Genomic DNA, 24,503 nt, shown 5'->3' with positions numbered 1-24,503 from the left:
GCGCGGAAACACGGGAGAAACGCGCCGCCGGGTTGCATCGCTCCTCGTCGGCCGGAACCGCTCCGGCCGCGGAGGAGGAGACATGGGACTGCGGATTCTGGCCGCGCTGCCGCTCGCGCTGGCGCTGGCGCTGACCGGGTGCGGCTCGGACGACAGGGGCGGCACCGTGGCCTCGGCCAACGGCGGCGCGAGCCAGGGCGGCGCGAAGCAGGGCGGCGGCGAGCAGCTCAGCCCGGAGGAGCGCGGCGTCAAGTTCGCCCAGTGCATGCGCGAGCACGGCGTCGACATGGAGGACCCGAAGCCCGGCGAGGGGGCCCGGGTCAAGGTCAAGGGCAACAAGGCCGTCGTGGACAAGGCCATGGAGGCGTGCCGGCAGTACAGCCCCATGGAGAACCGCACCGGCGCACCCGACCCGAAGATGCAGGAGGCGGCCCGCGAGTTCGCCGCGTGCATGCGCAAGAACGGCGTGGAGAACTTCCCGGACCCCGACCCGAACCAGCCCGGCATCCGGATCGACAAGAAGACGGTCGGCGACGACCCGGACCTGGAGACCGCGCAGCAGGCGTGCGAGAAGGTCCTGCAGGGCGGCAGGAAGTGATGGGGGAGACCACCGCGGAACGCGCGCCGGCCGCGCTGGAGGATCGCCGCGTCCGCCGTAGGCGGCGGCCGCGCTGGAGGATCGCCCTGGCCGTCGCCGCCGTGGTCGCGGCGGGCGGCGTCGCCACCGCGGCGGTGCTGCGCGCCGGCGGGGACGGGGGCGCCGAGCGGGCCGCGGACCTACCGCCCGGCACGGCGAAGGTGGCCAGGCAGACGCTGAGCGACACCCAGACCGAGGACGGGCAGCTCGGCTACGGCCCGACCATGACCGCGACGAGCCAGGCCAGGGGCACGATCACCTGGCTGCCCGACAGCGGCGACCAGATCACCCGGGGGCACCGGCTGTACGAGGTCGACGGCGACCCGGTCGTGCTGATGTACGGGTCCAAGCCGTCCTACCGGCCGCTGCGGATCGGGACCGAGGGCTCCGACGTGGAGCGGTTCGAGAAGAACCTCAGCGCGCTCGGCTACGACGGCTTCACCGTGGACGACGAGTACACCTCCGACACCGCCGAGGCCGTCCAGGAATGGCAGGACGACATCGGCGTGGCGGAGACCGGGGTCGTCGACGTCGGACGGGTCGCGTTCGCGGACGGGCCGGTCCGCGTCGAGGCCGTCGCGGCGCATCCGGGCGAGCCCGCCGCACCCGGCAAGAAGGTCCTCGACTACACCGGGACCACCCAGGCCGTCACGGTCGAACTGGACACCGCCGACCAGCGGCTCGCGAAGAAGGGCGCCCGCGTCGAGGTGACGCTGCCGGAGGGCCCGGCGGTCGCGGCGAAGATCGACGAGGTCACCACGGTGATCGAGCCGGGCGAGCAGGGGGAGGACCCGACGACGAAGGTGGAGGTCACGATCTGGCTCTCCTCCGCCAAGGCGAAGAAGGCCGCGGCCCGCTTCGCGCTCGCCTCGGCCGACGTCGAGTTCACCGCCGGGCAGCGCGAGAACGTCCTGACGGTGCCGGTGTCCGCGCTGGTCGCGCTGCGGGAGGGCGGCTTCGGCGTGGAGGTCGTCAAGGGCACCGCGTCGTCGTACGTCCCGGTGGAGACCGGCATGTTCGCCGACGGGAAGGTCGAGGTCTCCGGGCCGGGGATCACCGAGGGCACGCTCGTGGGGGTGCCGAAATGATCAGGCTGCGGGACGTGGTGAAGTCGTACCCGGGCGGCGTGCACGCCCTCGCCGGGGTGTCGCTGCACGTCGGCGCGGGCGAGCTGGTCGCGATCGTCGGCCCCTCCGGCTCGGGGAAGACGACCATGCTGAACATGCTCGGCACCCTGGACCGCCCCACCTCCGGCGAGATCCGCATCGACGGCCACGACGTGGGGCGGCTCCCGGACGCGAAGCTGTCGGCGCTGCGCGCGAGCCGCATCGGGTTCGTCTTCCAGCACTTCCACCTGGCGGCCGGGACCCGGGCGATCGACAACGTCGCGGACGGCCTGCTGTACTCCGGGCTGCGCCCGGCGGCGCGGCGGCGGCGGGCGGCGGCCGCACTGGAGCGGGTCGGGCTCGGCCACCGGCTGGAGCACGAGCCGCACGAGCTGTCCGGCGGCGAGCGGCAGCGCGTCGCGATCGCGCGGGCGGTCGCCGGGGAGCCCGCGCTGCTGCTCGCCGACGAGCCGACCGGCGCGCTCGACTCGGCGTCCGGCGAGGGCGTGATGGCGCTGCTGCGCGAGCTGCACGCCGCCGGCACCACCGTCGTGATCATCACGCACGACCGGGAGATCGCGGCGGGCCTGCCCCGCCGCGTCCGGATGCGCGACGGCCTCGTGGTGGAGGACTCGGCGGCGGACGGGCCGGTCTCCGAGGCCGCGCGTCTCACGGGGGCGGAGCGATGACGGCCGGGACGCTCCAGCCGGCCCGGATGTGGCCGGGCGACGTGCTCAGGGTCGGCGCGGTCGGCCTGCGGACCCGGCCGCTGCGGGCGTTCCTGTCCGCGCTCGGCATCGCGATCGGGATCGCCGCGATGGTCGCGGTCGTCGGGGTGTCCTCCTCCTCGCGCGCCGACCTCGACCGCGCCCTCGCCGCGCTCGGCACCAACCTGCTGACCGTCTCGCCCGGCAGCACCCTGACCGGCGACAAGGCCGAGCTGCCCCTGGAGTCGGAGGCCATGGTGGCCCGGATCGCCCCCGTCCGGGAGGTGTCGGCGACCGGCCTGGTGGACGGCGCGAAGGTCTACCGGACGGGCAAGATCCCCAAGACCGAGACGGGCGGGATCGCGGCCTACGCGGCCCGCACCGACCTGCGCGCCGCGACGGGGGCGAGGCTGCGCAGCGGCGTCTGGCTGAACACGGCGACCGGCCGCTTCCCCGCGACCGTCCTCGGGTCGACCGCCGCGCGGCGCCTCGGGATCGGGCACGCGGCCCCGGACGTCCAGGTGCTCATCGGCGGCCGCTGGTTCACCGTGATCGGCATTCTGGAGCCGGCGGCGCTGGCCCCCGAGCTGGACAGCGCCGCGCTGGTCGGCTGGGACGCGGCGCAGGCCCGGCTCGGCTTCGACGGGCACCCGACGACCATCTACACCCGGTCGGCGGAGGCGAGCGTCGAGGACGTCCGGGACGTGCTCGGCGCGACCGCGAACCCCGAGGCGCCGAACGAGGTGGAGGTGTCGCGGCCGTCGGACGCGCTGGCGGCGAAGAAGGCGGCGGGCGAGGCGTTCACCGGCCTGCTGCTCGGCCTCGGCGCGGTCGCGCTGCTCGTCGGCGGGGTGGGGGTGGCCAACACCATGGTCATCTCGGTGCTGGAGCGGCGGTCGGAGATCGGGCTGCGCCGCTCCCTCGGCGCGACCCGGGGCCAGATCCGCACGCAGTTCCTCGCCGAGTCGCTGCTGCTGTCGGCGCTCGGCGGCCTCGGCGGCGCGGTCGTCGGGGCGTCCGTCACCGCCGTCTACGCCGTGTCCCAGGGGTGGCCGGTCGTCATCCCCGCGTGGGCGGTGCTGGGCGGCGTCGCCGCGACCCTGCTCATCGGCGCGGTCGCCGGCCTGTACCCGGCGATCAGGGCGTCCCGCCTCAGCCCCACCGAGGCCCTCGCCACCACCTGATCCGTACCTACCTGATCCGCGCATAGGCGAATGGAACGGACAGGACGGGTGAGACAGGGGACATGGCCGCAACCGACACCGAGCCCGTCACGAGCGTGTTCACCTGGGACGTCAAACCCGGCCGGGAGCGCGACTTCGAGGAGTGGGCGGAGGGGCTCCACGAGGTCGCGACCCGGTTCCCCGGGCACCGGGGCGCGACCTGGCTGCGCGCGGAGGGGTCGCGGCACCGGTACTACACCGTGGTGAACTTCGCCGACCAGGAGCGGCTCGACCGCTGGCTGGCCTCGGACGAGCGCGCGGAGTGGATCGGGCGGGTGCGCGGGATCGCCGAGGAGCACCGCCAGGACACCACCGGGATGGAGACCTGGTTCAGCCTGCCCGGCGAGTCCGTCCCGCCGCCCTCCAAGCTCAAGATGATCGTGGTGACGTTCTGCGCGGTGTACCCGATCGCGCTGCTGCTCCAGGCCTTCGTCACGCCGCTGACGGAGGCCTGGCCGCTGCCGGTGCGGGCGCTGACGTTCCCGGTCCTGGTGATCCCGGTGCTCACCCTGTTCGTCATGCCCGCGCTCAGCCGGGCGTTCCGGCGCTGGCTCTACCCGGTCGGGCGGAGCCACCGGCCGGCCAAGCCCGGCCGCTGATCAGGCGAGCAGGTCCCGCAGCTCCCGGACGGCCTCGCGGAGCCGGTCGGCGAACCCCCGCATCGCGTCCGCGACCTGCCGCGGGGTGCTCAGGTAGAGGTTGAAGCGGTCCGGGAGCAGGACGTAGGCGACGCCGATGCACTGCTCGCTGGTCGAGCCGAACCCGAAGTAGCGGATGTTCACCGAGGGCGCGGAGCTGGTGCTCAGGTAGTCGTCCCGCATCACGAGCCAGCCGGGGGAGTCGAACAGCGGGAGCGGCTCGGTGACGCCCAGCTCGGCGCCGCGCCGCTTCTGGATGAGCTGGAGCTCCCAGAGGTGCTGCTCGGGCGCCTGCCCCGACTGGCACTCCTTCGCCCGGCGGACGTGGGCGTCGGCGGCGGCGCGGAACGCCTCCAGGCGGAGCGCGGACGTGGCCGAGGGGTCGTCCATGGCCTCGACGAAGCGGACCACCTCGGGGGTGACGACGCGCATGGCCTCGGTGCGGCCGTGCCGGTACTGGCGGGTGGCGATCGACTCGTAGGTGGCGCCGACGCGGCCCTTCGCGCGCTTGTGGGCGAGCTGGTAGGCCATCTGGACGAAGGCGTCCGGGGACATCTTCAGCTTCTTGACGTCGTCGGCGCCGAAGTCCTCGAACGAGACGGTCGTCGTGGCCGTCGCCGCCCCGTAGTCGGCGAACGCCGCCGCGGCGTCGCGGATGTCGGCCCGCAGGCCGTCGTCCAGGGCGAACTCGATCGTCTCCGTGACCGGCAGCCCCTGCGCTTGCGCGCCCGACCGCTGCGACAGCTTCTCCGGGGCCTCGCCCAGCACCGCGTCGACGAAGCTGAGGATCGTGGTGCCGTCCAGGCCGCAGTGCTCCACGTTGATGCCCGCGGTGCCGTCGCCGAACACGACGAAGGAGACGGCCTTGTCGAACCAGCGGTTCGCGCTGTCGCCGTGGAGCAGGTGGTCGCAGGCGTCGAGGTCGTCCTCAGGGGTGAAGTCCTCCAAGCACACGCAGAACAGGGCCGTCTCGATTTCGTCGAGCGCCTGGGCGTTGCCGAGGGCGAGCAGCGCCTCGCGGCTCGCCGCCCACTCGGCGCGGGCCTTGGTGGTGAGGTGCCCGGCGGACGGCTCCGGCGCCGCCTCCGCCTTCATGACGGCGGCGAGGCCCGCCCGCAGCTCGTCCAGCGTGTGGGGGGAGCCGTCCGGCCCCAGCACGTCCATCCGGACGATGTTCCCGCGGAAGAACACCACGATGTGGCGGGCGTCGGACGGGCCGGGCCACGCGTCGGTGTAGGGGGCGCGGACGGTGTCCTGCTCGGCGCCCGGGATGCGCGTCGTGGAGAACAGGAACCGGTTCTGCGCCATCGACAGCGGCCGGCCGCGCTGCACGACCGGCGGGATCTCCTCGCGGTCGAGCCGCAGCTTGTAGTCCAGCGCCCCGGCGATCAGCCCGGCCGCGCGCTCGGCCTGCCCCTCCGGCGACTCCTTGAACAGGAAGAAGAAGTTGGCGTTCAGCGCGATCCGGTCGCGGCGGCCGAGGTAGCGGTAGGGCCAGAACGTGTCCAGCCAGCTGTGCACGCCCTCCTGCGCGTCGTAGCGCTCCAGCGCCGCGTGCAGCGCGCGGCCCGGGCCGTCCGGGCGGGCGAAGGAGGCCAGCGCCGACTCCGTCCGGGCCAGCTCGTCCGCGGTCAGCAGCGGCCCGCACCACTCCAGGAACCGCTCGCAGGTCGCGTCGAGCGCGGGCAGCGGCACCCGCGGCAGGCGCTCCTCATTGCCGAAGGTGCGGGACGAGAGTTCTTCGCCGGCGTTCATCGGTCCTCTTGTTCCATGGTCGGTCAGTGCCCGGGGTGGTCACTGCGCGGGGTCGGTCATGTGGTGCGGTCAGTCGGGCGGTGCGGTCAGTCGCGCGGGCGGGAGACGTAGAGCTGCGCGTAGAACCAGCCGTCGGCCTCCAGGCCGCTCGGGTCGACCCCGGCCCGGGCGAGGCGGTCCAGGACGAGCGCCTGCTCCTGCGGCGTCGCGAACCGCCGCTGGCGGAAGAGGCCGTCGTGGCGGACGGTCGTGTACCCGGCGGCGTCGAGGGCCTCGGCGATCGGGTCGAACGGGAACATCCGCAGGATGAAGTGCGCCATCCACGGCTTGCGCCTCTCGTGCGCCTCGACGACGCGGGAGACGGTGCGCTCGGTGACGTATCCGAGGCAGCCCGTCGAGATGACCAGGTCCGTCCCGGCGAGCTGGGCGCGCTGCTCGGCGGTCGGGTCGCCGCTCTCCAGGTCCGCGTGGACGGCGCCGTCGAGGAATCCGGCCTCGAGGGCGTAGGAGAGGGCGTTCTCGGAGGCGTCCAGCCCGAGGAAGCGCGGCCGGTCCGCCGTCTCGCGGGAGCGGACCAGATCCCGGTCCCGGGCCAGCAGCGCGGCGCGGGTGAGCCCGGCGGCGTCGGAGCCGCCGTAGCGCTCGTACAGCTCGCCCATCGTGACGCCGTACTTCAGCAGGGCCGCGTTGATGCCGTAGGAGCAGCCGATGTCGAGGACGGTGGGGACCGGGACGCCGCGCGCCTCCCGGTACTCGGCGATGAGCCGCTGGAAGTGCGGTCCGGCCAGGTCGGGGATGGCGTAGTCGAGTCCGCGCAGCGTGCCGAAGTAGGCGCGGGGATCGGGGCTGGTGTAGATGTGGTCGAGCGAGATCTTCCCAGTGGTGTCCGTGCGCACGGGCGGGTGCCTCCTAGTCCAGCAGCCGGTCGACCCGGACGGCGCGCCCCTCCGCCGCCCGGTGCTCGGGCAGGACGCGGCCGAAGAGCTGCCTCGTGCGCGCGACGCTGCCGATGACCCCAGGGCGCTCGCTGTAGGCGAAGATCGCCGTGTGCCGCGCCGTGTCCCCCCGGACCTCGGCGACCCGGTGCAGCGAGTACCGTCCCTTGAACAGCTGCAGGTCGCCGGGGCGGAGCGTGAGGCGGCGGACGAGGTCGCCGCCGTGCCCGGTCAGCACGCGGCGCACGTCCCCGAAGTTCTCCGCCGCCGCCGACCTGATGTTGGGGCAGTACTCGAAGACGCCCCCGTCCTCGGGCTCCTGCGTCAGCATGCTGACCGTGAACTCGTTGGTGTCGAAGTGCCAGGGGTGCTCCATCCCCGGGTTGACGACGTTGAGGACCAGCCCCGACAGCGGGTCGGCCAGTTCGTGCACCCGCGGCAGCCCGAAGCAGCCCGCGACGAACCGCTGGAAGAGGCCGCTCGCGTAGAGCCGGTGGACGACGGAGCCGGCGGGGATGCGGTCGCGGGCGACGAACGCGTTGCCCCGCTCGACGGTGATGCGCCCCGGATGGTCATCCGGCAATGGCGTGCTCACGTCGATGTTGTAGGCGTTCACCGTTTCGACGTCGTAATGCGCGTGCGGGGCGATCGCCGCGCATTCCGCGTGCAGCGCGTCCCGCAATGCTGGGCGGATGAAGTCGGGCAGCACGCAGCAGCCCGTTTTCGCCAGCTCGTCCCTGGTGCGGGAGACGAGGGCGTCCCATCCGGCGCCGCCCGGTGCGGCCAGCGGATAGCGCTCCGTGTCGACGACCTCTGCGAGTGCCTCCGCTGCGCCCATGTAGATCCTTTCGCGGTCGGCGAACACCAACGGGTTCTAGCACACTCCCTCCGCGAATTCATGGCCGCGCATTTTTCTCGCACTTTGTCACCGAATGACAAGCCCGGCCCGTGACCTGTGCCTTGGACCGTTCCCGGGCGCGGGGCCGCTTCGCGGGCGGTGTGTCCCATCTCACCGGGGTCCCGGCGCGGCCCGGCGCCGGCCGTGGCGCCCGTGCGGACTTTCCGCGAACCTTTCCTCACGCGGTGGCGTCACCGTCATGGGAGACATGATCAGAAGAGCGGCGGGAGCGGCGAATGGACTGGCGGCTGACGGGGTTCACCGAGGACCGTGAACTCGGGCGCGGGGCGCAGGGGCGGGTCGTCCTCGCCCGCCACGCCGAGTCCGGCACCCCGGTGGCGATCAAGTACCTGGTCGGCGGGGACGCCGCCGCGATCGCCGGGCTCCGGGCCGAGGCGCAGATGCTCGGCCGCCTGACGAGCCCGTACGTCGCGCGCCTCTACCAGTTCGTGGAGGGCGAGCACGGCGCGGCGATCGTGATGGAGGCGGTGAACGGCGCGTCCCTGAAGGAGGTGCTGCGCGAGCACGGGGCGCTGGCCCCGGAGGCGGCGCTGCTCGTGCTGAAGGGCTCGCTGCTCGGGCTCGCGGCGGCGCACGCCGTCGGGGTCGTGCACCGCGACTACAAGCCGGCGAACGTCGTGGTGCGGCCCGACGGCCTGAGCAAGCTGGTGGACTTCGGCATCGCCGTGCTGTCCGGCGGCGGGTCGCTCGCGGGGACGCCGGTGTACATGGCGCCCGAGCAGTGGCGCGGCGATCCCGCCACCCCCGCCACCGACGTGTACTCCGCGACGTGCGTGTTCGTGGAGTGCGTCACCGGGCGGCGCCCCTTCACGGCGGCCGAGCGCGCGGCCCTGATGAACAAGCACCTCACCGAGCAGGTCGACGTGCGGGACGTGCCAGAGCCGCTGCGCCCGCTCGTCCTGCACGGGATGGCGAAGAACCCGGGGGAGCGGCCGCCGGGCGCGGCGGAGTTCGTGACGTGGCTGGAGAGCGTCGCCGTCGCCGCTTACGGGGGCGACTGGGAGCAGCGGGGCGTCCGGGCCCTGGCCGCCGCCGCGGTCGCCCTGGCCGCGCTGTTCCCGCTCGGCGCCCTCGCCGTCGCGCCCGGGGCGTCCGCCGCGGCCGGAGCGTCCGCCGCGGGAGCGGCGGGCACCGCGGGCACGGCCGGCGCGGGCGGCGGCGCGGGCGGCGCCGGGACCGCGGGCGCGGCCGTGAGCAAGGGCTTCCTCGCCACCGCCGCCGGCAAGGGCGCGCTGGCCGCCGCCGGGGCCGCCGTGGTCGCCGCGACGGCGGGCGGCGTCGTCTACGCGGTGCGGGACGAGAAGCCCCCGCCGACGCCCGCGCCCGCGCCCGCCGCCGTGGCGCTGGTCGCCGACAACCAGCGGCTCGCAAACCCGGCGATCGTGGTTCAGAACGCGCAGTACCCGAAGGTCACCGGCCTGAAGGACCCCGCGCTCCAACGCCGGGTCAACACCGAGCTCCGCGGGCCGCTGGACCGGCTCATCGCGGCGTCCAAGAAGCAGGCCGCCTCGATCGACTGCAAGGGCAAGCCCGTGAAGCTGGGCACCGAGACGAGGCTCGGGATGCGCGGTCCCCGCCTGGTCTCCGTCCGCTACTTCATGCTGTCGGACAACTGCCAGCAGGCGGACGGCTCCCCGGGCGGCGAGGTCGTCACCGTCGACCTGCGCACCGGCCGCCGGCTCACCGCCGCCGACGTCTTCCAGCCCTCGACGCTCACCGCCGACGGGGTACGGCGGCTCCAGGGGCTCGTCCGGCAGAAGCCGGGCTCCACGGAGCGCCGATGGGAGGACTGCAGCACCGCGGACGGCGCGTTCAAGGTCGCCGACTTCTCGCCGCAGACGCTTCCGGGCTCGACGAGCGGCGAGCCCGACCCGCCGGCCCTGAGCGCGTTCTTCACCCCCGCCGGGTTCGAGCTCTCCTACCTCCACGGCGGCAGCGACGGCTGCGGCAACCTCAACTTCGCCGCCCCCTACGCGAGCGTCCGCGGCCTGCTGAAGCCCGGGATCGCCGCGCTGCTGCCCGCGGGCCCCTCCCCGTCGAGGTCCTGAGCCGGACCGGGCGCCACCTGGCGACACTCGGGAGGAGAACGGGAGGGTAGGGTCTGGTAAAGGGGCGACGCGGTCCCGGAGAACGGTGGTCCGCCCGCGGGGCGGCGGAGTGCACCGTTCCGAACATCCGAGACGCAGGGCGGCGAACCGATGCTGACAGAGCTGCTGGCGGCCAGCCATCTGATGTCGATGGAGCAGCTGCCGGGCGCGGTGGCCCGGCACGCCGCCGACCACGGCCTCCACGACGCGCGCATCTACGTCGTGGACCTCCAGCAGACGGTGCTGCGCCTGCTCACCGGCAAGGGCCCGGACGCCGGACAGGACCCCGGGTCCGAGGCCCCGGAGCTGAGGGTCGACGGCACGGTCGCGGGCCGGGCCTTCCAGACAATGGAGCCGGCGGCCGGGCAGGGCCTCGACGACGGCCGCCGGCAGTACTGGGTGCCGATCCTGGACGGGGCCGAGCGGCTCGGCGTGCTGCGCGTGACCGTCCGCCGCGACGACGCCCGGGCCCACGAGGAGGCCGAGTCCCTGGCCGGTTTGGTCGCGCTGATCATCGTCAGCAAGGGGCCGTACAGCGACTCCTACTCCCGGCTGGTGCGGACCAGGGACATGACGGTGTCGGCGGAGATGCAGTGGCGGCTGCTGCCCCCGATGACCTTCGCCAACGACCAGGTCGTCATCGGCGCCGCGCTGGAGCCGGCCTACATGCTGGGCGGCGACACCTTCGACTACGCGCTCGCGGGCGACACCGTCCATCTCCTGATCTTCGACGCCATGGGCCACGACACCGCGGCCGGGCTGACCTCCAACCTCGCCGTCGCGGCCTGCCGCAACAGCCGCATGCAGGGGGCCGGGCTCGTCGAGGCGGGCGAGGCGATCGAGGCGGTGCTGCACGAGCAGGATCCGACCGGGCGGTTCGTCACGGGCGTGCTCGCCGAGCTCGACCTGCCGTCGGGCGTGCTGTCGTGGGTCTCGTACGGGCACCCTCCTCCCGTCGTCATCCGCGGATCGCGCTGGGTCACCACGCTGGAGTGCCCGCCCGGCGCCCCGCTCGGCACCGGCCTCGGCGTGCGCCCGGAGGTGTGCACCGAGCAGTTGGAACCGGGCGACAGGATCCTCTTCTACAGCGATGGGATCGTGGAGGCCCGCGACCCCGAGAAGCACGAATTCGGGCTCGACCGCTTCGTCGACTTCATCATCCGGCGAGAGGCCGACGGGCTGTCGGTCCCCGAGACGCTCCGGCGCCTCGTCCACAACATCCTGGAGCACCACGCGGGGCGCCTGGACGACGACGCCACCGTCCTGCTCCTCGAATGGCACGGGCCGCTCGGCGTGGAGGACGCCCCGGAGCGGCTCAAGAACGGCTGAGCCCGGAGCAGGGGGCGAGCCCCAGGGCGTCCATGAGCATCGGGTACGCCTCGTGCAGGTCGCGCTGCCAGTACGGCCAGTCGTGCTGCCCGTCGAAGAAGCGGGCGGTGACCGGGATGCCGAGGCCGTGCAGCCGGTCCACGAACGAGTGCGCGTGGTCGTTCGCGGCCGCCTCCACCGGATCGGTGAACGGCAGCCCGCCGAGGGAGCCGGCCTTGCCGTTGCCGCTCGCCACCCAGAGCCGGACACCGCGCAGCCGCCCCGCGAGGTCGGTCGGGTTGTGGGCGTGCCAGATCGCCGCCTGGTCGTCGGGGTCGCCCCACACCCGCCGCCAGTCGGTTCCGGGGCAGGCCAGGGCCGGTCCCCAGCCGGTCGTGTCGTCCCCGGGCTCGTGGCCGTAGAGGGTGTCCAGGTAGCCGCTGAACGCGGCCGCGGCCTCGAACAAGCCGGGGAACCGGGCCGCGTACAGCATGGCGCCGAGGCCGCCCATGGAATTGCCGGCGATCACGCGACGGGGGCCGGCGCGGTAGTCCCGTTCGAGAATCCCCCGAAGTTCGGTCATGTGGAACGTCTCCCAGCGCGGCGGGCCGCCCTTCCCGTAGTTCCACCAGTCGGAGTAATTGCCGCAGCGGCCGCCGTTCGGCATCACGACGATGACCCCGGTCCGGGCGGTGAGTTCCGCGACGTCGGTGTCGCGGGTCCAGGCGGTGTAGTCGTCGACCCCGCCGTGCAGCAGCCACAGTACGGGCCAGGTGCGCTCCGCGTGCCGCGACCAGCCGGGCGGGAGCAGGAGCCGCGCCTTCTGGCGGCCGTCCATGGCAGGGGAGGTGATGGTCAGGTCGAGAGTGCGGGGCGCGACGGCCGTCTCGGCGACGACCTCGGCGCGTTCCGGCGCGGCCGCGATGGACCGATCCATGAACACCAGGGGCAGGAGGAGGGCGAGGGCCCCCAGCCATGCGGCGGGGGCGGGGCGACGGAGCAACGCGGGGCCTTCCGGAAACGCCGGCCGCGGGTTGTGCCGGCCTTTGCAAAAGGAGAGATCTTTTGCGTGGAGCTTTTCTCTCCCGGGTCTCGAGGATTCCCGTGCCCCGGCTTCCCGAAGCGCAATGGGAAAAGCTTATAAAATGCATTCGCCTGGAAACGCGGAACGCGCCGGGCGCCACTCTGGCGGCGCCCGGCGCGTTCGCCGCCCGGGCCTCTCAGGTCCCGGACACGGTCTTGGCGACGGGCGCGTTCACGTACCGGACGAGCCACCGCACCAGCCCGCGCGCGAAGCCGTACAGGATGAACGCCAGACCGAACAGCGGCAGCACCAGCAGGACGATCTGCAGCCCCGAGGTGACCAGCGTGACCGGGTCGGCGCCGTCGGCGGCGGCGGACGCGAGCTTGCGCATCATCCCCCAGTCCTTGACCACCAGCGCGGGGATCTGGGTGCTGATCAGCCCGACCTGGACCGCCAGCGTGGGGATCACCGTCAGCACCCAGACCGTGACGAAGACCTGGGGCCAGCGCTTGAGGTCGTCGAGCCGGGGGTCGCGGCGCCGCAGCAGCGCCCGGCGCAGGATCGGCCCGATGTACCGGAACAGGTCGGGGATGCCGATGAGGTCCGACATGATGTAGTACCCGTCGAACCGCAGCGTCGGCAGCAGCTGCTGCACCATCTCCAGGTTGACGTAGACGACCGCGAGCAGCAGCGGCGCGAACCCCGTCTGCAGGTACACCAGCGTCAACCCGACGACGAAGATGCCGTTGAAGTAGACGCCGGCGAGGTCGGCGCGGAGCCGGCCCAGGCGGCCGAGGCGGTACGACTCGGTGATGTCGGTGTAGAAGGCGGGCCACACCACGTAGACGCCGCAGCCCATGGCGCCCGGGCGGACGCCGCCGTACCGGCACGCCGAGGCGTGCCCGACCTCGTGGAACGCGCACGAGGCGATCCCGAGCACCATCACCAGCAGGATGCTGACCGGGTTGAGGATCGCGAACGACAGGGCGTCGGCGATCGACCGGGACGTGAGCACGTAGACCTCGCCGGCCACGAACGCGCAGAGCATGAGCGCCATGGCCACGGGCCTGAAGAGCCAGGCGAACAGCCCGCCGACGAACCAGGTGACCGACTCGGGGAACACCGCGATCCTGAAGCGGAGCGCCAGGAACGGGTCGGCCCGGACGACCGGCGGCTCGGTGCCGTCGCTGTAGGTGGTGACGCCGAGCGGCGCGAGCTTCTGGTCGGCGAGGTAGACGACCTGCTCGCCGGTGAGCCGCGCGCCGGCCCGCTCGGAGACCGCCTCGGCGACCCGGCCGAGCGCCGTCTCGACGTCGGTCGTGCCGGCGAGGTCGCGGTGCCGGTGCAGCGCCTCGGCGACCAGGTACAGCAGCGGCGGCAGCCGGACGAGCTGCCCGTTCGGCAGCCGGACGAGCTGGGGCGTGTCGCGGTAGCCGGAGTTCTTGAACTCGCCGATGAGCTCGGCGCCGTCCGCGAGCGCGGGCAGGACGAGTGTCCCCGTCGAGCCCGCGTCGCCGGCCGCCTTGCCGCCCGCCGTGTCACCGCCCGTTGTCGCAGGGCCCTTCATTTGAAGTCTTTGTACAGGATGGGCACGCAGGTCTTCGCCGTGTGCTCGGGCTCGGCGAGCAGGCCGGTGCCGAGGAGGCCGGCCGTTCCGAGGTAGTGCTCGTGGCGGCAGGCCTCCGCCGTCTTGGTGCCGGATCGGCCGCCGACGGTCGACAGCAGGATCCGTTCCGGCAGGAGTTCGCCCGACAACCGGTCGAGGTCGGTGTAGCGGACGGTGGGCGGGTTCGTCTGAGGCATTGTTCTGGCTTTCGCGTCGATTCTGGAAGGGGGAAGGGCTGGCGTGGTGCATGCCAGCCCTTCCCGTGCGGGCGTGGCCCGCGTTCACGTTCGCTCGGCTCAGTGGCCCGAGGCCACGGCGGCGCTGGAGCAGACGAAGTGCGACTCGTTGTCCGCGGCGAGCAGCCCCGCAAGGCCCTCGTGGCTGGTCACGACGCTCTGGCACAGCGGCACGACGGCGGTGGAGCCCTCGCCGCCCCCGCCGTGGTTGAGGTTGAGGTTGCCGTTCTCGTTGCTGTTGCCGCCACCGGCGAGGAGGGTGGACAGCACGGCGCGCTCCGGCAGGACCTCGCCGGTGAGCCTGTCGAGGTCGCTGTAGCTGAAGGACTTCATGTGGTTCTTTCTCCTTGTCGCGCCCGAATCTCGAGGTAGAGACCGGATGTCCCTTCCCCACTCCAGATCGGAGCGAGGTGACTCTACGTATAGCATGCGTGACGATGCGTATCCAAGCTAGCTCTGACCGGCGGATTCGTCGTGTCGCGGCGGGCGAGGGGGTGGCTTGGGATTCCCTTTGTTCCAAGTTTTGAAAGGGAGGAAGGGCCGGCGTTGTACGCCGGCCCTTCTCATGCGGGCGTGGCCCGCTTTCACGCTCGCTCGGCTCAGCCGCGCGAGACCACCGCGGCGCTGGAGCAGACGAAGTGCGACTCGTTGTCCGCGCCGATGAGGCCCAGGAGGCCCTCGTGGCTGGTCACGACGCTCTGGCACAGCGGCACGACGGCGGTGAAGCCGTCGTGGCCGCCGTGGCCGCCGTGGTTGAAGTTGAAGTTGCCGTTCTCGTTGTGGCCGTGGCCGTGGCCGCCACCGGCGAGCAGGGTGGACAGCACGGCGCGCTCCGGCAGGACCTCGCCGGTGAGCTTGTCGAGATCGGTGTAGCTGAAGGACTTCATCTGGTTCTTTCTCCTTGTTGCGCCCGGCTCTCAAGGTGGAGACCGGATGTCCCTTCCTCGGCTCCGGTCGGAGTGAGGTGACTCCACGTATAGCACACGTGACAATCTGTATTCAAATGTGCGTTGACCAGTGGATTCGTCGCGCCGTGTCAGGAAGGCCGGGCGATTGGAGATGGACGGCGAAGGGCTCGCCCCCATCCTTTGTCACGGCTTTCACAGCAGTTTTGAAAAGGGAGAAGGGCCGGCGGTGGGCGCCGGCCCTTCTCGTGCGGGTGTGGCCCGCGTTCGCGTTCGCGCGGCTCAGTGGCCCGAGGCCACCGCGGCGCTGGCGCAGGCGAAGGAGGACTCGTTGTTCGCGGCGAGCAGCTCCGCGAGGCCCTCGTGGCTGGTCACGACGCTCTGGCACAGCGGCACGACGGCGGTGGTGCCGCCGTGGCCGCCGCCGAGGTTGAAGTTGGCGTTCTCGTTGCCGTTGCTGTTGCCGTGGCCGCCACCGGTGAGCAGGGTGGACAGCACGGCGCGCTCCGGCAGGACCTCGCCGGTGAGCTTGTCGAGCTCGGTGTAGCTGAAGGACTTCATCTGGTTGTTTCTCCTTGTTGCGCCCGGATCTCAAGGTGGAGACCGGATGTCCCTTCCTCATCCCCGGGTCGGAGAGAGGTGACTCTACGTATAGCACGTGTCGCGCAGAGTTCCCAAGGAGAGGCTGAACAGTGAATTCGTCGTGTCGGGGCGGGGCGGGCGCGGTGGCCATGGAATGACGACGGAGTCCGGCTCCGATTCTTTGCCATGGCTTTCACCGCGGTTTTTTGAAAAGGGAGAAGGGCCGGCGGTGGGCGCCGGCCCTTCTCGTGCGGGTGTGGCCCGCGTTCGCGTTCGCGCGGCTCAGTGGCCCGAGGCCACCGCGGCGCTGGCGCAGGCGAAGGACGACTCGTTGTCCGCGGCGACCAGGCCCAGGAGGCCCTCGTGGCTGGTGACGACGCTCTGGCACAGCGGCACGACCGCGGTGCTGCCGCCGTGGCCGCCGCCGAGGTTGAAGTTGGCGTTCTCGTTGCCGTTGCTGTTGCCGTGGCCGCCGCCGGTGAGCAGGGTGGACAGCACGGCGCGCTCCGGCAGGACCTCGCCGGTGAGCTTGTCGAGATCGGTGTAGCTGAAGGACTTCATCTGGTTCTTTCTCCTTGTTGCGCCCGGCTCTCAAGGTGGAGACCGGATGTCTCTTGCCCTCCGCCCCAGGTCGGAGCGATGTGTCTCTACGTATAGCATCAATGACTCACAGTATCCAAAGAGGGGTCGGTCGACGGATTCATCGTGTCGTGGCCGGGGTGGCCGGGTGGCCTTGGAATGACGACGGAGGCCCGGCACCGGTTCTTTGCCATGGCTTTCACTGGAGTTTTGGAAAAGAGAAAGGGCCGGCGTGGTGCGCCGACCCTTCTCGTGCGGGCGTGGTTCGCGTTCGCTTTTGCGCGGCTCAGTGGCCCGAGGCGACCACGGCGCTGGAGCAGACGAAGACCGGCCCGTTGTCCTGGAGCACCACGAGCGCCTCGTGGCTGGTGACGACGCTCTGGCACAGCGGAACGACCGCGGTGCTGCCGCCGTGGCCGCCGTGGCCGCCGTGGCCGTGGTGGCCGCCACTGGTGAGCAGGGTGGACAGCACGGCGCGCTCCGGCAGGACCTCGCCGGTGAGCCTGTCGAGGTCGGTGTAGCTGAAGGACTTCATCTGGGTTGCCTCTCCTTGTTGCGCCCGGCTCTCAAGGTGGAGACCGGATGTCTCTTGCCCCCCGCCCCAGGTCGGAGCGATATCGCTTTACGTGTATCACTGGTCACAAGGAGTGTCCAAGGTGCTCGCCAGTCGGCCGGGAGTCGTGCGTGGCGAGGCATGAGCGGCGCCTGCTGGGTAGGGGAGCCCACGTCCGCGCTGATCGGGAGGGGAACATGGCCGAGAGCAGTTTCAGCATCGACGTCGCGGCGATCCGCGAACGCGCCCGCGCCAAGATGGCCGACGGTCCGGTGACCGAGGGGTACGGCCGCAGCGCCGGGGAGGTCATCGGCGTCCTCAACGACGTCCTCGCCACCGAGATGGTCTGCTGGATGCGCTACGCGCAGCACGCGATCAGCGCGACGGGGATCGACCGGGCGCAGGTGTCGGCGGAGTTCAGCGAGCACGCCGACGAGGAGCGCGGGCACGCCATGCGCGCCGCGGAGCGCATCAGCCAGCTCGGCGGTCAGCCGGACTTCGACCCCAAGACCCTGGCCGAGCGCTCCCACACGACCTACGAGACGTTCGACGAGAACGACCTGAAGAGCATGCTCCAGGAGAACCTCGTCGCCGAGCGGATCGTCATCGAGTCCTACCAGGAGATCATCCGCTGGCTCGGCGACGGCGACGTGACCACCCGGAGGCTGATGGAGGACATCCTCGCCGAGGAAGAGGAACACGCCGACGACCTCACGGACCTGTTGGGGATGTGACATGGAATTCGGATACACGCTGCTCTGCGAGCAGACACCGGCCAAGCAGCTCGTCACCGACCTCGTGGAGGCCGAGGAGGCGGGCTTCGGCTACTCGGTCATCTCCGACCACTACTTCCCGTGGCTGGAGAGCCAGGGCCACTCCGCCTACGCCTGGTCGGTGCTCGGCGCGCTGGCCCAGGCCACCGACCGCATCCCGCTGATGACGTTCGTGACCTGCCCGATCATGCGCTACCACCCGGCCGTGGTGGCGCAGAAGGCCGCCACGATGGGCGTCCTGTCGGACGGCCGGTTCTCGCTCGGCCTCGGCGCGGGGGAGAACCTCAACGAGCACGTCGTCGGGCGCGGCTGGCCGTCGGTGGACGTGCGGCACGAGATGTTCGCCGAGGCCGTCGAGATCATCCGGGCGCTGTTCAGCGGCGACTACGTCAACTACCGGGGCCGGCACTTCAGCGTCGACTCCGCGAAGATCTACGACCTGCCCGACGAGCCCGTCCGGATCGGCATGGCGGCCTTCGGGCGGCGCGCGGGGCGGCTCGCCGCCGAGCACGCGGACCTGCTCATCTCCGACCAGCCCGTCCCGGAGGTCGTCGAGTTCTTCCACAAAGAGGGCGGCGCGGGCAAGCCCGTCTACGGGCAGATCCCGGTGGCCTTCGGGTCCGACTACGAGGAGTGCAAGGAGCGCGCCCACCGGACGTGGAAGTTCTCCGCGCCGGGGTGGAAGGTGATGGCGGAACTGCCGGGTCCGGTGAACTTCGAGGCCGCCACGAAGACCGTCCGCCCGGAGGACGTGGTCGAGTCCGTTCCCTGCGGCGACAACGTCGACGACTACGTGGAGGCCGTCCAGCAGTGGGCGGACGCGGGCTTCACCCACATCTCGTTCTGCCAGTCCGGGCCCGAGCACCAGAAGGACTTCCGGACGTGGGCGGAGGCAGACCTCCTGCCGGCCCTCCGCGAACGGTTCGGCTGACGCGCCGGCCCGGTCCGTTGCGGGCCGCACCGGACCGGCGCGGCCGTCACGAGGCGCAGTACTGGCCCTGCTTGCCGATCGCCCGGTACGGGCAGTCCGCGTAGTCGGTCAGCCGCAGCAGCGCCTCGCGGCTGCGCTGGACTTCGCCGGCGATGGCGGACGGCGCCGGGTAGAAGCTTCCGCCGCCCAGTTCGAACGTGAACGAGAAGATGCGCTGGTTGCCCCAGGTCCAGTCGTCCGTCGTGCCGTCGGTGATGTAGAGGTCACTCGACTGCTCGGGGGTGAAGCCGTTCGTCGAGGCCAGTTCCCGCCCGATGGTGCGGTGGGCGGCCTCCTCGTCGGCGGACATCGCCCCGGGGACGGTGTTGCTGTAGGTGTACCCGAACGGCCACAGCACGAGTTCCGCTTCCGAGTGGACGTCCAGGAACATCCCGATCTGCTGCTTGCCGCCCACGACCCGGCTCCGCACGAAGTCGGCGATGACCTTCGTCTCGGGGGCCGACTCCGCACCGGTGCCCCGGTAGGTCTCGCTGCCGCCGTTGCCGGACGACCCGCCGCAGCAGCCCCACTTGTAGGCGAAGTTGCGGTTCAGGTCCGTGCCCGTGGACGTCGGGTTGGGCTGGCGGTTCTTGCGCCACCACCGCCCCGGCTGGGTGTCGCTGGTCATGTCGTAGACCTGGCCGTCAGGGTTGACCATGGGCATGACGTAGATCTCGCGCGTGTTCACCAGGTTCGTGATCCGGCTGTTCGACCCGTAGCCGGTGGTGAGCTGCCCGATGTAGTCGAGCGCCTGCTCGGCGGTGAGGCGCTCCCGGGCGTGGATGTTGGCGATGATCAGCACTTCGGGCTCGTTCTCGTCGGTCGCCACGTTGTCGCTGATCTTCACGCCGACGATGTCGCGGCCCTGGTAGGACTTGCCGGCGACGAACTGGCGGGCGATCTGCGGGTGGGCGGCGACGACGGAGTCGACCTCCTGCCGCATCTCGGCGAACGTGTGGTACGAGGTCGCCGCCGTGCTCGGCGCCGCGCTCGGGTTCGCGGTCTGGACGGGAGCGGGCTTCACGGCGAAGCCGAGCCGCCGGATGGCCCGGACCTCCGAGGGGATGGCGCTGACCTCCACGGTGCCGGCCTTGATGTCGTTGATCGCCGCCCCGGTGCGGGCGACCTGGCTGCGCTGCTGGGCGGTCCGCGGACCGGTGACGACGTACTGCCCGGCGGTCTCGGAGCCCGGCGGGGACGCGGCGGCGGGCGCCGCGAGCCCGGCCAGGGCCAGGGCGAGCACCGACGGAGCGGTGAGCAGGGAACGGAGTCGGCGGGGTCTTCTCATGACGGGGTACCTGCCGTTCGGCTCTGCGCGCCCGCTCGCCGCGCCGCGAGGGTCTCCCGCGTACGCTCACGGACGCTGGGGGTCCCGTCACAATGGACCGGGAGCGCACGCCTGACAACGGCGGGCCGGGAGACCAGCCGGCCGTTCCCGGCGCCCGGAGCCCGGCGCGAAACTCCAGATCAGAGCTGCCGGGGCGGCGACGCGCGACCGGGTTTTCAATGACGATCAGAACGAATGTGAAATTTCACAACCGTCCCGAATTTCCCTCGTGCGCTCGGTGCCGCGCTGCGCTCTGTAACGGGTTCTCGCTGACTTTGGCCTCCCTCTCTCCGTCCCCCGCGGAAGGAAGTAGAGGAGCGGTCGGGCGAGGGAAGCCGCTGTCCAATATGTCTGCATCCTGCATGGATATGGACTTACGGACACGCGAAACACCATTTTATGAACCGGGTCATCTTCAGATAAGGACAGAGTGTCGTTCCGGGTGTTGACCACTCAACGACCCTTGTCTATGTTCTCTGTTAGAACGCGTTCTACTCCGGTCGGAGCCCGTGTCGAGGGTGACACGGCGGTTCCCCGGCCCGGTCCCTGATTCGCGGCGGCTTCCCCCACCGGCCATGGGCGGAGCCGCGCACGGGTCAGCGGACCTCCCACCCCACCCTTCGGGTGCAGGCGCGACGCCCGCAGTTCGAAATGAGGACCCCCCTTGTCTCGCACCACGAAGACCGCCGCGGTCGCCTCCGCCGCGGCCGCAGCCACCCTCGCCCTCGGCCTGACGGCCGCCCCCGCCCTGGCCGTGACGCCCGGGACGTTCACCGCCAACCTCAACGGCACCATGACGATCAACGCGGGGGTCTCGGCCACCTGCACCAGCTCGACGCTGAAGGGCAGCGTCGCCGCGGACGGCACCACCGCGTCCTACACCTCCGCCAGCGCCGGCGGCTGCGGCGTCACCGTCACCCCCGGAGCCCTGCCCTGGAGCGGCAGCTTCAGCGGCGGCGTCGCCAAGATCAACGGCTTCTCGATGAGCGCGGTCGGCTGCACCTACGGCGGGAACCTGACCGGCACCTACACGGGCACGAACTTCCCGCTCACCGTCACGTTCGCGAACCAGACCGTCAACAAGACGAGCGGCCTCTTCTGCCCCTCCTCGGCCACCGTCACCGCCAAGTACGACTACACCCAGCCGTGACCCGGTGGGGCGGGCCCCGGTCCTGACGTCAACTGAACCCGCCCCCCGCACCGTGACCCCGGCCCTCCCGCCGGGGTCACGGCGCTGGTCACACCGCCCGTCAGTGCAGCTCGTAGGCGCGGATCGTCTCCTGCGTGATCGTGTTGCCCCGGCCGTCCTCGGCCTTGACCCGCAGGGACACCATCCCTGTCCCGTGGAGGCCGGCGACGCCGTTCCGCAGCGGAACGTCCGTCCACGTGGCGCCGTCGTCGAACGACGTCTGGAGGGACAGGCGTCGCAGCGGCGCGGACGAGCCGTCCTGGTGCGCGACCGTCAGCCTCAGCGTCCTGGAGCGGGTCCTGTTCCGTGTGTCGAGCGCCGCGTCGTAACCCACCTGGAGCAGCGGAAGGACGGTGAGGTCGGCCGTTCGCGCGGAACGGAACGTCCATGACGTCCTGGCTTGCGTGGACGACCGGGCCCAAGGGGCGCCGTTGGCGAAGTCGAATTCGACGCGGTATTCGGCGTCCTCGGGGGTCGTCGCCAGTGTGCCGTTCGCCTTGTGGGCGGTCTGCGCGATCAGTTCGCCGTCCCGGTAGACGCGGAAATCGGTGGTGAAGCCGTTCGGGAAGGAACTGGAGTAGACGTCGGCGAAATTCCGCGCCGCGTCCGCCAGGCCGACGCGGAGCCGGATCAGGTCGCCGGCGCGGACGATCGGCGACTGCGCGCTGATGCCGCCGGTGAGCGGACCCTTGTTCCAGCTGTGCGCTTCACGCTGCCCCGCCCTGTACGAGGACCATTTCGTCTCACTGAGCACGACGTGCGGTGTCTCCGGGCCGGGGAAGGCGTTGTTGTAAGGCTGCTCCGGAGTGATTGCCATTGCGGACCATCGCGTATCCGGATCGGCTGAGACGTACTCCACGCGCGTTCGCGGAGTGCCGGTCACCGGGTAGGCGTAGGCGAGAGCGAAGTCCTCCCACGGGCGCTTGCTGTAGCGCGCGGCGGTCATGGCGCCGCCGCCGTGGTAGGCGCTGTCGATCCGCGCCAGCCCACTCGTGCGAGCGACGTAGTCCAGGTTCTTGGAGATCCGTCCTTGCTCCGGGAACACCAGGTCGTACTGGTAGGGGCTGTCCGCGATGCCCTTGGCCGCGACCGTCGCCCGCTCCCGCAGGAGGGCCCGTCCTTCCTCATGGGACAGGCGGATGGTGGGGACCTTCAGCAGCCTCCCGTAGTCGCCCGGGTCGTCGTTCACGCCGGGCGTGTCGTTGTAGACCGCGACCATGCGCGCTCCCGCCTTCGCGGCCCTTTCGACCTGCTCGGCGACGGGCACGCCGTCCCTGCGCTGGACGAGGGCGAGCCGGCCGCGCAGGTCGGCGCCGGGCCTGTCCCCGTCCCCGACGGGCATGCGGGCGCTGCCGTCGAGCCGCGGGAACTGGTCGGAGGTGTCGCTGAAGTAGGCCGCCGGATAGTACTGGGGATGCAGCACCCGGCTCCCCGCCCGCATCGTGATCGCGGGCGCCTCCAGCCGCCACCGCGTGTAGGCCTCGAACGTCCCGGTGCGGACCCGCTCGGTCGGCTGGAGGAACACCCGCTCCTCCAGCATCGAGCCGTCGCCCAGGTAGACGCCCTCGTCCACGGCCGGCCCGTTCGCGGTGCCGCGCGTCCACATCAGGTGGCTCACCGCCCCCGGGCCGGGCGCGGTGGCGTGCTCGGGCGTGCGGACCGTCACCTCCCGCGCCTTGCGCGCGTCCAGGACGATCTCGGTGTCCCCGGTGATCTCGATCTCCGGGTGGCCGACGAGGCTGTAGTTGAGCGGCTTGCCGGCGTCGGTGCTCGGCGCCCACGACGGCATCGTCTTCACGACGCCCAGGACGGAGTACGTCCCCGGCGCCAGCCGGATGCAGTTCGAGTCGTTCCAGCGCTCGTCGGTGCAGGGCGCCTCCGGGTCTCCGGGCAGCGGACGGTGCGCGTTGCCGAGCGAGGCGTCCTTCACGTTCAGGAAGCCGACCGTCCCGGGGCCGGGCCGCCCGTCCCGCGCGATGCTCTTCACCCGGACGGTCACCAGATCGCCGGACGCCTTCGCCTTCGGCTTCGGCGCGGCGGGCCGCCGCTCGTGCAGCGCCGTCACGTTGTACCGTTCCGGGTCGTCGCCGAGCCGGTCGTCCGGGACGACGTACAGATCGCCTCCGCTGTGCCGGACGGAGAACGCCGGGGCACGTCCCGGCGCGGGCGTGACGGTCGTGCCGCCCCCCGCTACGTGCACCGTGTCACCGGTGGGCAGCGTGACGTCGAATGCTCCGGCCTCCGCCCGCAACGCGGACGCGGGTCCGGAGTCCGCCGCCGCGGGCGTCGCGAACACCAGCGCGCCGAGGCCCAGGGCCGCCGCGGTCCTCAACCACATGGCCATCCCTCCCAAGAATTGGATCTTGATTGTGAGGTCGGCCGCCTGGAACGATCCAGTGCAGGCGCTGGCGGCTTCCGTCATGGCGGGAACCCGTCAAACGGGCCAGGAACCCGTAGGTTTAGGACGTGTCCGATTTGCCACTCCTGGAGGGACTCGGGGTGAGCGCCGCCGAGGAGGCGGCGTACCGAGCCCTGCTGCGGGAGGGCCCGTCGACCCTCGCCGACCTCGCGGCGCGCCACGGCGCGTCCGTCGCGGCCCTGCGCCGCCTCCTGCCGCGCCTCGAGGACCTCGGGCTCGTCACCCGCCTGGCCGGGCGCCCGCTCCGCCTCCTCGCCACCCCGCCCCATGTCGCGGTCGAGGCCCTCGTCGCAAGCCGCCAGGAGGAGATCGCCCGCAGCCGCGCCGCCATCGGCCCCCTCCTGGCCGAGGCCGCCCCGCACCCGGAGGAGCTCGTCGAGGTCGTCAGCGGCCGGGCCGCCGTGGCCCGCCGCTACCTGCAACTCCTGAACGGCGCCCGCGACGAGCTGCTCGTCCTCGTCCAGCCGCCGTTCGCGACCGACGCCGCCGTCTCGAGCGACGAGCAGGAGCGCACCATGCGCCGCGGCATCACGGTGCGCGGCATCTACGGGCCCGAGGCGCTCGACGAGCCCCACGCCCTGGACTACGTCCGCCGCGCCGTCGCGTCCGGCGAGCAGGCCCGCCTCGGCGCCGTCCCCATCAAGCTCGCCGTGGCCGACCGCCGCACCGCCATGCTGCCGCTCACCTCCGAGCACGCCAGCTCGGTCGACAGCTCCCTGATCGTCCACCCGTCCGCCCTGCTGGACGCCCTGGTCTCCCTCTTCGAGGCCCTGTGGCGCTCCGCCCTCCCGCTCCCCGGCGCGGACGCCCCGGATGACGCCGTCCTCGCCCTCCTCGCCGCGGGCCTCACCGACGAGGCCATCGCCCGCCGCCTCTCCATCAGCACCCGCACCGTCCAGCGCCGCGTCCGCGACCTCTGCGACCGCCTCGGCGCCCGCACCCGCTTCCAGGCCGGCGCCCTCTACACCCACCACCTGGACCGCTGACAGAAAAAAGGCCTCCGGCGGCCGGGGTGCGCTCACCCC

24 protein-coding genes are annotated in these 24,503 nt (G+C 71.9%); 11 read left to right on the top strand and 13 right to left on the bottom strand.

Annotated elements, in window-relative coordinates; translation table 11 throughout:
* Nucleotides 1-82 precede the first annotated feature (82 nt).
* The 5 genes from K4S16_RS43245 to K4S16_RS43225 all read left to right on the top strand — a co-directional run bounded on the left by K4S16_RS43245 (nt 83) and on the right by K4S16_RS43225 (nt 4,272).
* Nucleotides 83-598, top strand: a complete 516-nt coding sequence (locus K4S16_RS43245; protein ID WP_149264941.1) for a hypothetical protein — start codon at nt 83-85, stop codon at nt 596-598.
* Nucleotides 598-1,725 (top strand): peptidoglycan-binding protein, encoded by a 1,128-nt coding sequence (locus tag K4S16_RS43240; RefSeq protein ID WP_149264940.1) that lies wholly within the window; start codon nt 598-600, stop codon nt 1,723-1,725. Before K4S16_RS43245 ends, K4S16_RS43240 begins: the two co-directional genes overlap by 1 nt.
* Nucleotides 1,722-2,432, top strand: a complete 711-nt coding sequence (locus K4S16_RS43235) for an ABC transporter ATP-binding protein (RefSeq protein WP_149264939.1) — start codon at nt 1,722-1,724, stop codon at nt 2,430-2,432. Before K4S16_RS43240 ends, K4S16_RS43235 begins: the two co-directional genes overlap by 4 nt.
* Nucleotides 2,429-3,634 carry an ABC transporter permease gene (locus K4S16_RS43230; protein WP_149264938.1) on the top strand — a complete coding sequence of 402 codons (1,206 nt, stop codon included), beginning with the start codon at nt 2,429-2,431 and terminating at the stop codon, nt 3,632-3,634. Before K4S16_RS43235 ends, K4S16_RS43230 begins: the two co-directional genes overlap by 4 nt.
* Before the next feature lie 62 nt (nt 3,635-3,696).
* The gene (locus tag K4S16_RS43225) at nt 3,697-4,272 is read left to right on the top strand and encodes an antibiotic biosynthesis monooxygenase (protein ID WP_149264937.1); all 576 of its coding nucleotides are present in this window, start codon (nt 3,697-3,699) and stop codon (nt 4,270-4,272) included.
* Here the strand turns inward: K4S16_RS43225 and K4S16_RS43220 are convergent, their stop codons facing one another.
* From K4S16_RS43220 to K4S16_RS43210, 3 genes are all read right to left on the bottom strand, one after another.
* Complete coding sequence (locus tag K4S16_RS43220; RefSeq protein WP_149264936.1) at nt 4,273-6,066, bottom strand: choline/carnitine O-acyltransferase; 1,794 nt, start codon at nt 6,064-6,066, stop codon at nt 4,273-4,275.
* An 86-nt stretch (nt 6,067-6,152) separates the two neighbouring features.
* On the bottom strand, nt 6,153-6,962 hold the full coding sequence (locus K4S16_RS43215) for a class I SAM-dependent methyltransferase (RefSeq protein ID WP_149264935.1): 810 nt from the start codon (nt 6,960-6,962) through the stop codon (nt 6,153-6,155).
* Between the two features lie 13 nt (nt 6,963-6,975).
* Complete coding sequence (locus tag K4S16_RS43210) at nt 6,976-7,839, bottom strand: arpA protein (RefSeq protein ID WP_149264934.1); 864 nt, start codon at nt 7,837-7,839, stop codon at nt 6,976-6,978.
* Nucleotides 7,840-8,135: 296 nt separating this feature from the next.
* On the opposite strand from K4S16_RS43210, the gene K4S16_RS43205 reads away from it, so the two are divergent.
* Both K4S16_RS43205 and K4S16_RS43200 read left to right on the top strand, forming a co-directional pair.
* Nucleotides 8,136-9,968: a serine/threonine-protein kinase gene (locus K4S16_RS43205; RefSeq protein ID WP_149264933.1), complete on the top strand. Its 1,833-nt coding sequence runs from the start codon at nt 8,136-8,138 to the stop codon at nt 9,966-9,968.
* Between the two features lie 150 nt (nt 9,969-10,118).
* Nucleotides 10,119-11,336, top strand: coding sequence for a PP2C family protein-serine/threonine phosphatase (locus tag K4S16_RS43200; RefSeq protein WP_149264932.1), 1,218 nt, complete (start codon nt 10,119-10,121; stop codon nt 11,334-11,336).
* Here K4S16_RS43200 and K4S16_RS43195 read toward each other — a convergent pair.
* The 8 genes from K4S16_RS43195 to K4S16_RS43160 all read right to left on the bottom strand — a co-directional run bounded on the left by K4S16_RS43195 (nt 11,323) and on the right by K4S16_RS43160 (nt 16,782).
* Entirely contained in the window at nt 11,323-12,252 is a 930-nt protein-coding gene (locus K4S16_RS43195; RefSeq protein WP_149264931.1) for an alpha/beta hydrolase family protein, read from the bottom strand. The genes K4S16_RS43200 and K4S16_RS43195 overlap by 14 nt on opposite strands.
* 283 nt (nt 12,253-12,535) lie before the next feature.
* On the bottom strand, nt 12,536-13,906 hold the full coding sequence (locus K4S16_RS43190) for a hypothetical protein (RefSeq protein ID WP_149264930.1): 1,371 nt from the start codon (nt 13,904-13,906) through the stop codon (nt 12,536-12,538).
* Entirely contained in the window at nt 13,903-14,142 is a 240-nt protein-coding gene (locus K4S16_RS43185; protein WP_149264929.1) for a hypothetical protein, read from the bottom strand. Before K4S16_RS43185 ends, K4S16_RS43190 begins: the two co-directional genes overlap by 4 nt.
* Before the next feature lie 99 nt (nt 14,143-14,241).
* Nucleotides 14,242-14,514: a hypothetical protein gene (locus K4S16_RS43180; RefSeq protein ID WP_149264928.1), complete on the bottom strand. Its 273-nt coding sequence runs from the start codon at nt 14,512-14,514 to the stop codon at nt 14,242-14,244.
* A gap of 266 nt (nt 14,515-14,780) precedes the next feature.
* Nucleotides 14,781-15,068 carry a hypothetical protein gene (locus K4S16_RS43175; protein WP_149264927.1) on the bottom strand — a complete coding sequence of 96 codons (288 nt, stop codon included), beginning with the start codon at nt 15,066-15,068 and terminating at the stop codon, nt 14,781-14,783.
* Between the two features lie 300 nt (nt 15,069-15,368).
* The gene (locus tag K4S16_RS43170; RefSeq protein WP_149264926.1) at nt 15,369-15,647 is read right to left on the bottom strand and encodes a hypothetical protein; all 279 of its coding nucleotides are present in this window, start codon (nt 15,645-15,647) and stop codon (nt 15,369-15,371) included.
* Nucleotides 15,648-15,950: 303 nt separating this feature from the next.
* A complete protein-coding gene (locus tag K4S16_RS43165) occupies nt 15,951-16,229 on the bottom strand; it encodes a hypothetical protein (RefSeq protein WP_149264925.1) in 279 nt (92 codons plus the stop codon).
* Between the two features lie 304 nt (nt 16,230-16,533).
* A complete protein-coding gene (locus K4S16_RS43160) occupies nt 16,534-16,782 on the bottom strand; it encodes a hypothetical protein (RefSeq protein WP_149264924.1) in 249 nt (82 codons plus the stop codon).
* A 215-nt stretch (nt 16,783-16,997) separates the two neighbouring features.
* Here K4S16_RS43160 and K4S16_RS43155 point away from each other — a divergent pair, with 215 nt between their 5' ends.
* Nucleotides 16,998-17,534, top strand: coding sequence for a bacterioferritin (locus K4S16_RS43155; protein ID WP_149264923.1), 537 nt, complete (start codon nt 16,998-17,000; stop codon nt 17,532-17,534).
* Nucleotide 17,535: 1 nt separating this feature from the next.
* Nucleotides 17,536-18,504, top strand: a complete 969-nt coding sequence (locus tag K4S16_RS43150) for a TIGR03557 family F420-dependent LLM class oxidoreductase (protein WP_149264922.1) — start codon at nt 17,536-17,538, stop codon at nt 18,502-18,504.
* Nucleotides 18,505-18,550: 46 nt separating this feature from the next.
* Here K4S16_RS43150 and K4S16_RS43145 read toward each other — a convergent pair whose 3' ends face one another.
* Nucleotides 18,551-19,831 (bottom strand): M14 family metallopeptidase, encoded by a 1,281-nt coding sequence (locus K4S16_RS43145; protein ID WP_149264921.1) that lies wholly within the window; start codon nt 19,829-19,831, stop codon nt 18,551-18,553.
* Between the two features lie 703 nt (nt 19,832-20,534).
* On the opposite strand from K4S16_RS43145, the gene K4S16_RS43140 reads away from it, so the two are divergent.
* Complete coding sequence (locus K4S16_RS43140; RefSeq protein WP_149264920.1) at nt 20,535-21,020, top strand: hypothetical protein; 486 nt, start codon at nt 20,535-20,537, stop codon at nt 21,018-21,020.
* A gap of 100 nt (nt 21,021-21,120) precedes the next feature.
* Here K4S16_RS43140 and K4S16_RS43135 read toward each other — a convergent pair whose 3' ends face one another.
* Nucleotides 21,121-23,397, bottom strand: a complete 2,277-nt coding sequence (locus K4S16_RS43135) for a PA domain-containing protein (RefSeq protein ID WP_160161237.1) — start codon at nt 23,395-23,397, stop codon at nt 21,121-21,123.
* Nucleotides 23,398-23,525: 128 nt separating this feature from the next.
* Between K4S16_RS43135 and K4S16_RS43130 the strand changes: the two genes are divergently transcribed.
* On the top strand, nt 23,526-24,464 hold the full coding sequence (locus K4S16_RS43130) for a helix-turn-helix domain-containing protein (RefSeq protein WP_149264918.1): 939 nt from the start codon (nt 23,526-23,528) through the stop codon (nt 24,462-24,464).
* Nucleotides 24,465-24,503 lie beyond the last annotated feature (39 nt).

This window comes from Actinomadura sp. K4S16, from assembly GCF_008327685.1.
Classification (GTDB): domain Bacteria; phylum Actinomycetota; class Actinomycetes; order Streptosporangiales; family Streptosporangiaceae; genus Spirillospora.
Note: the sequence above shows the minus strand (reverse complement) of the source record. Positions and strands in the feature narration are given on the sequence as shown.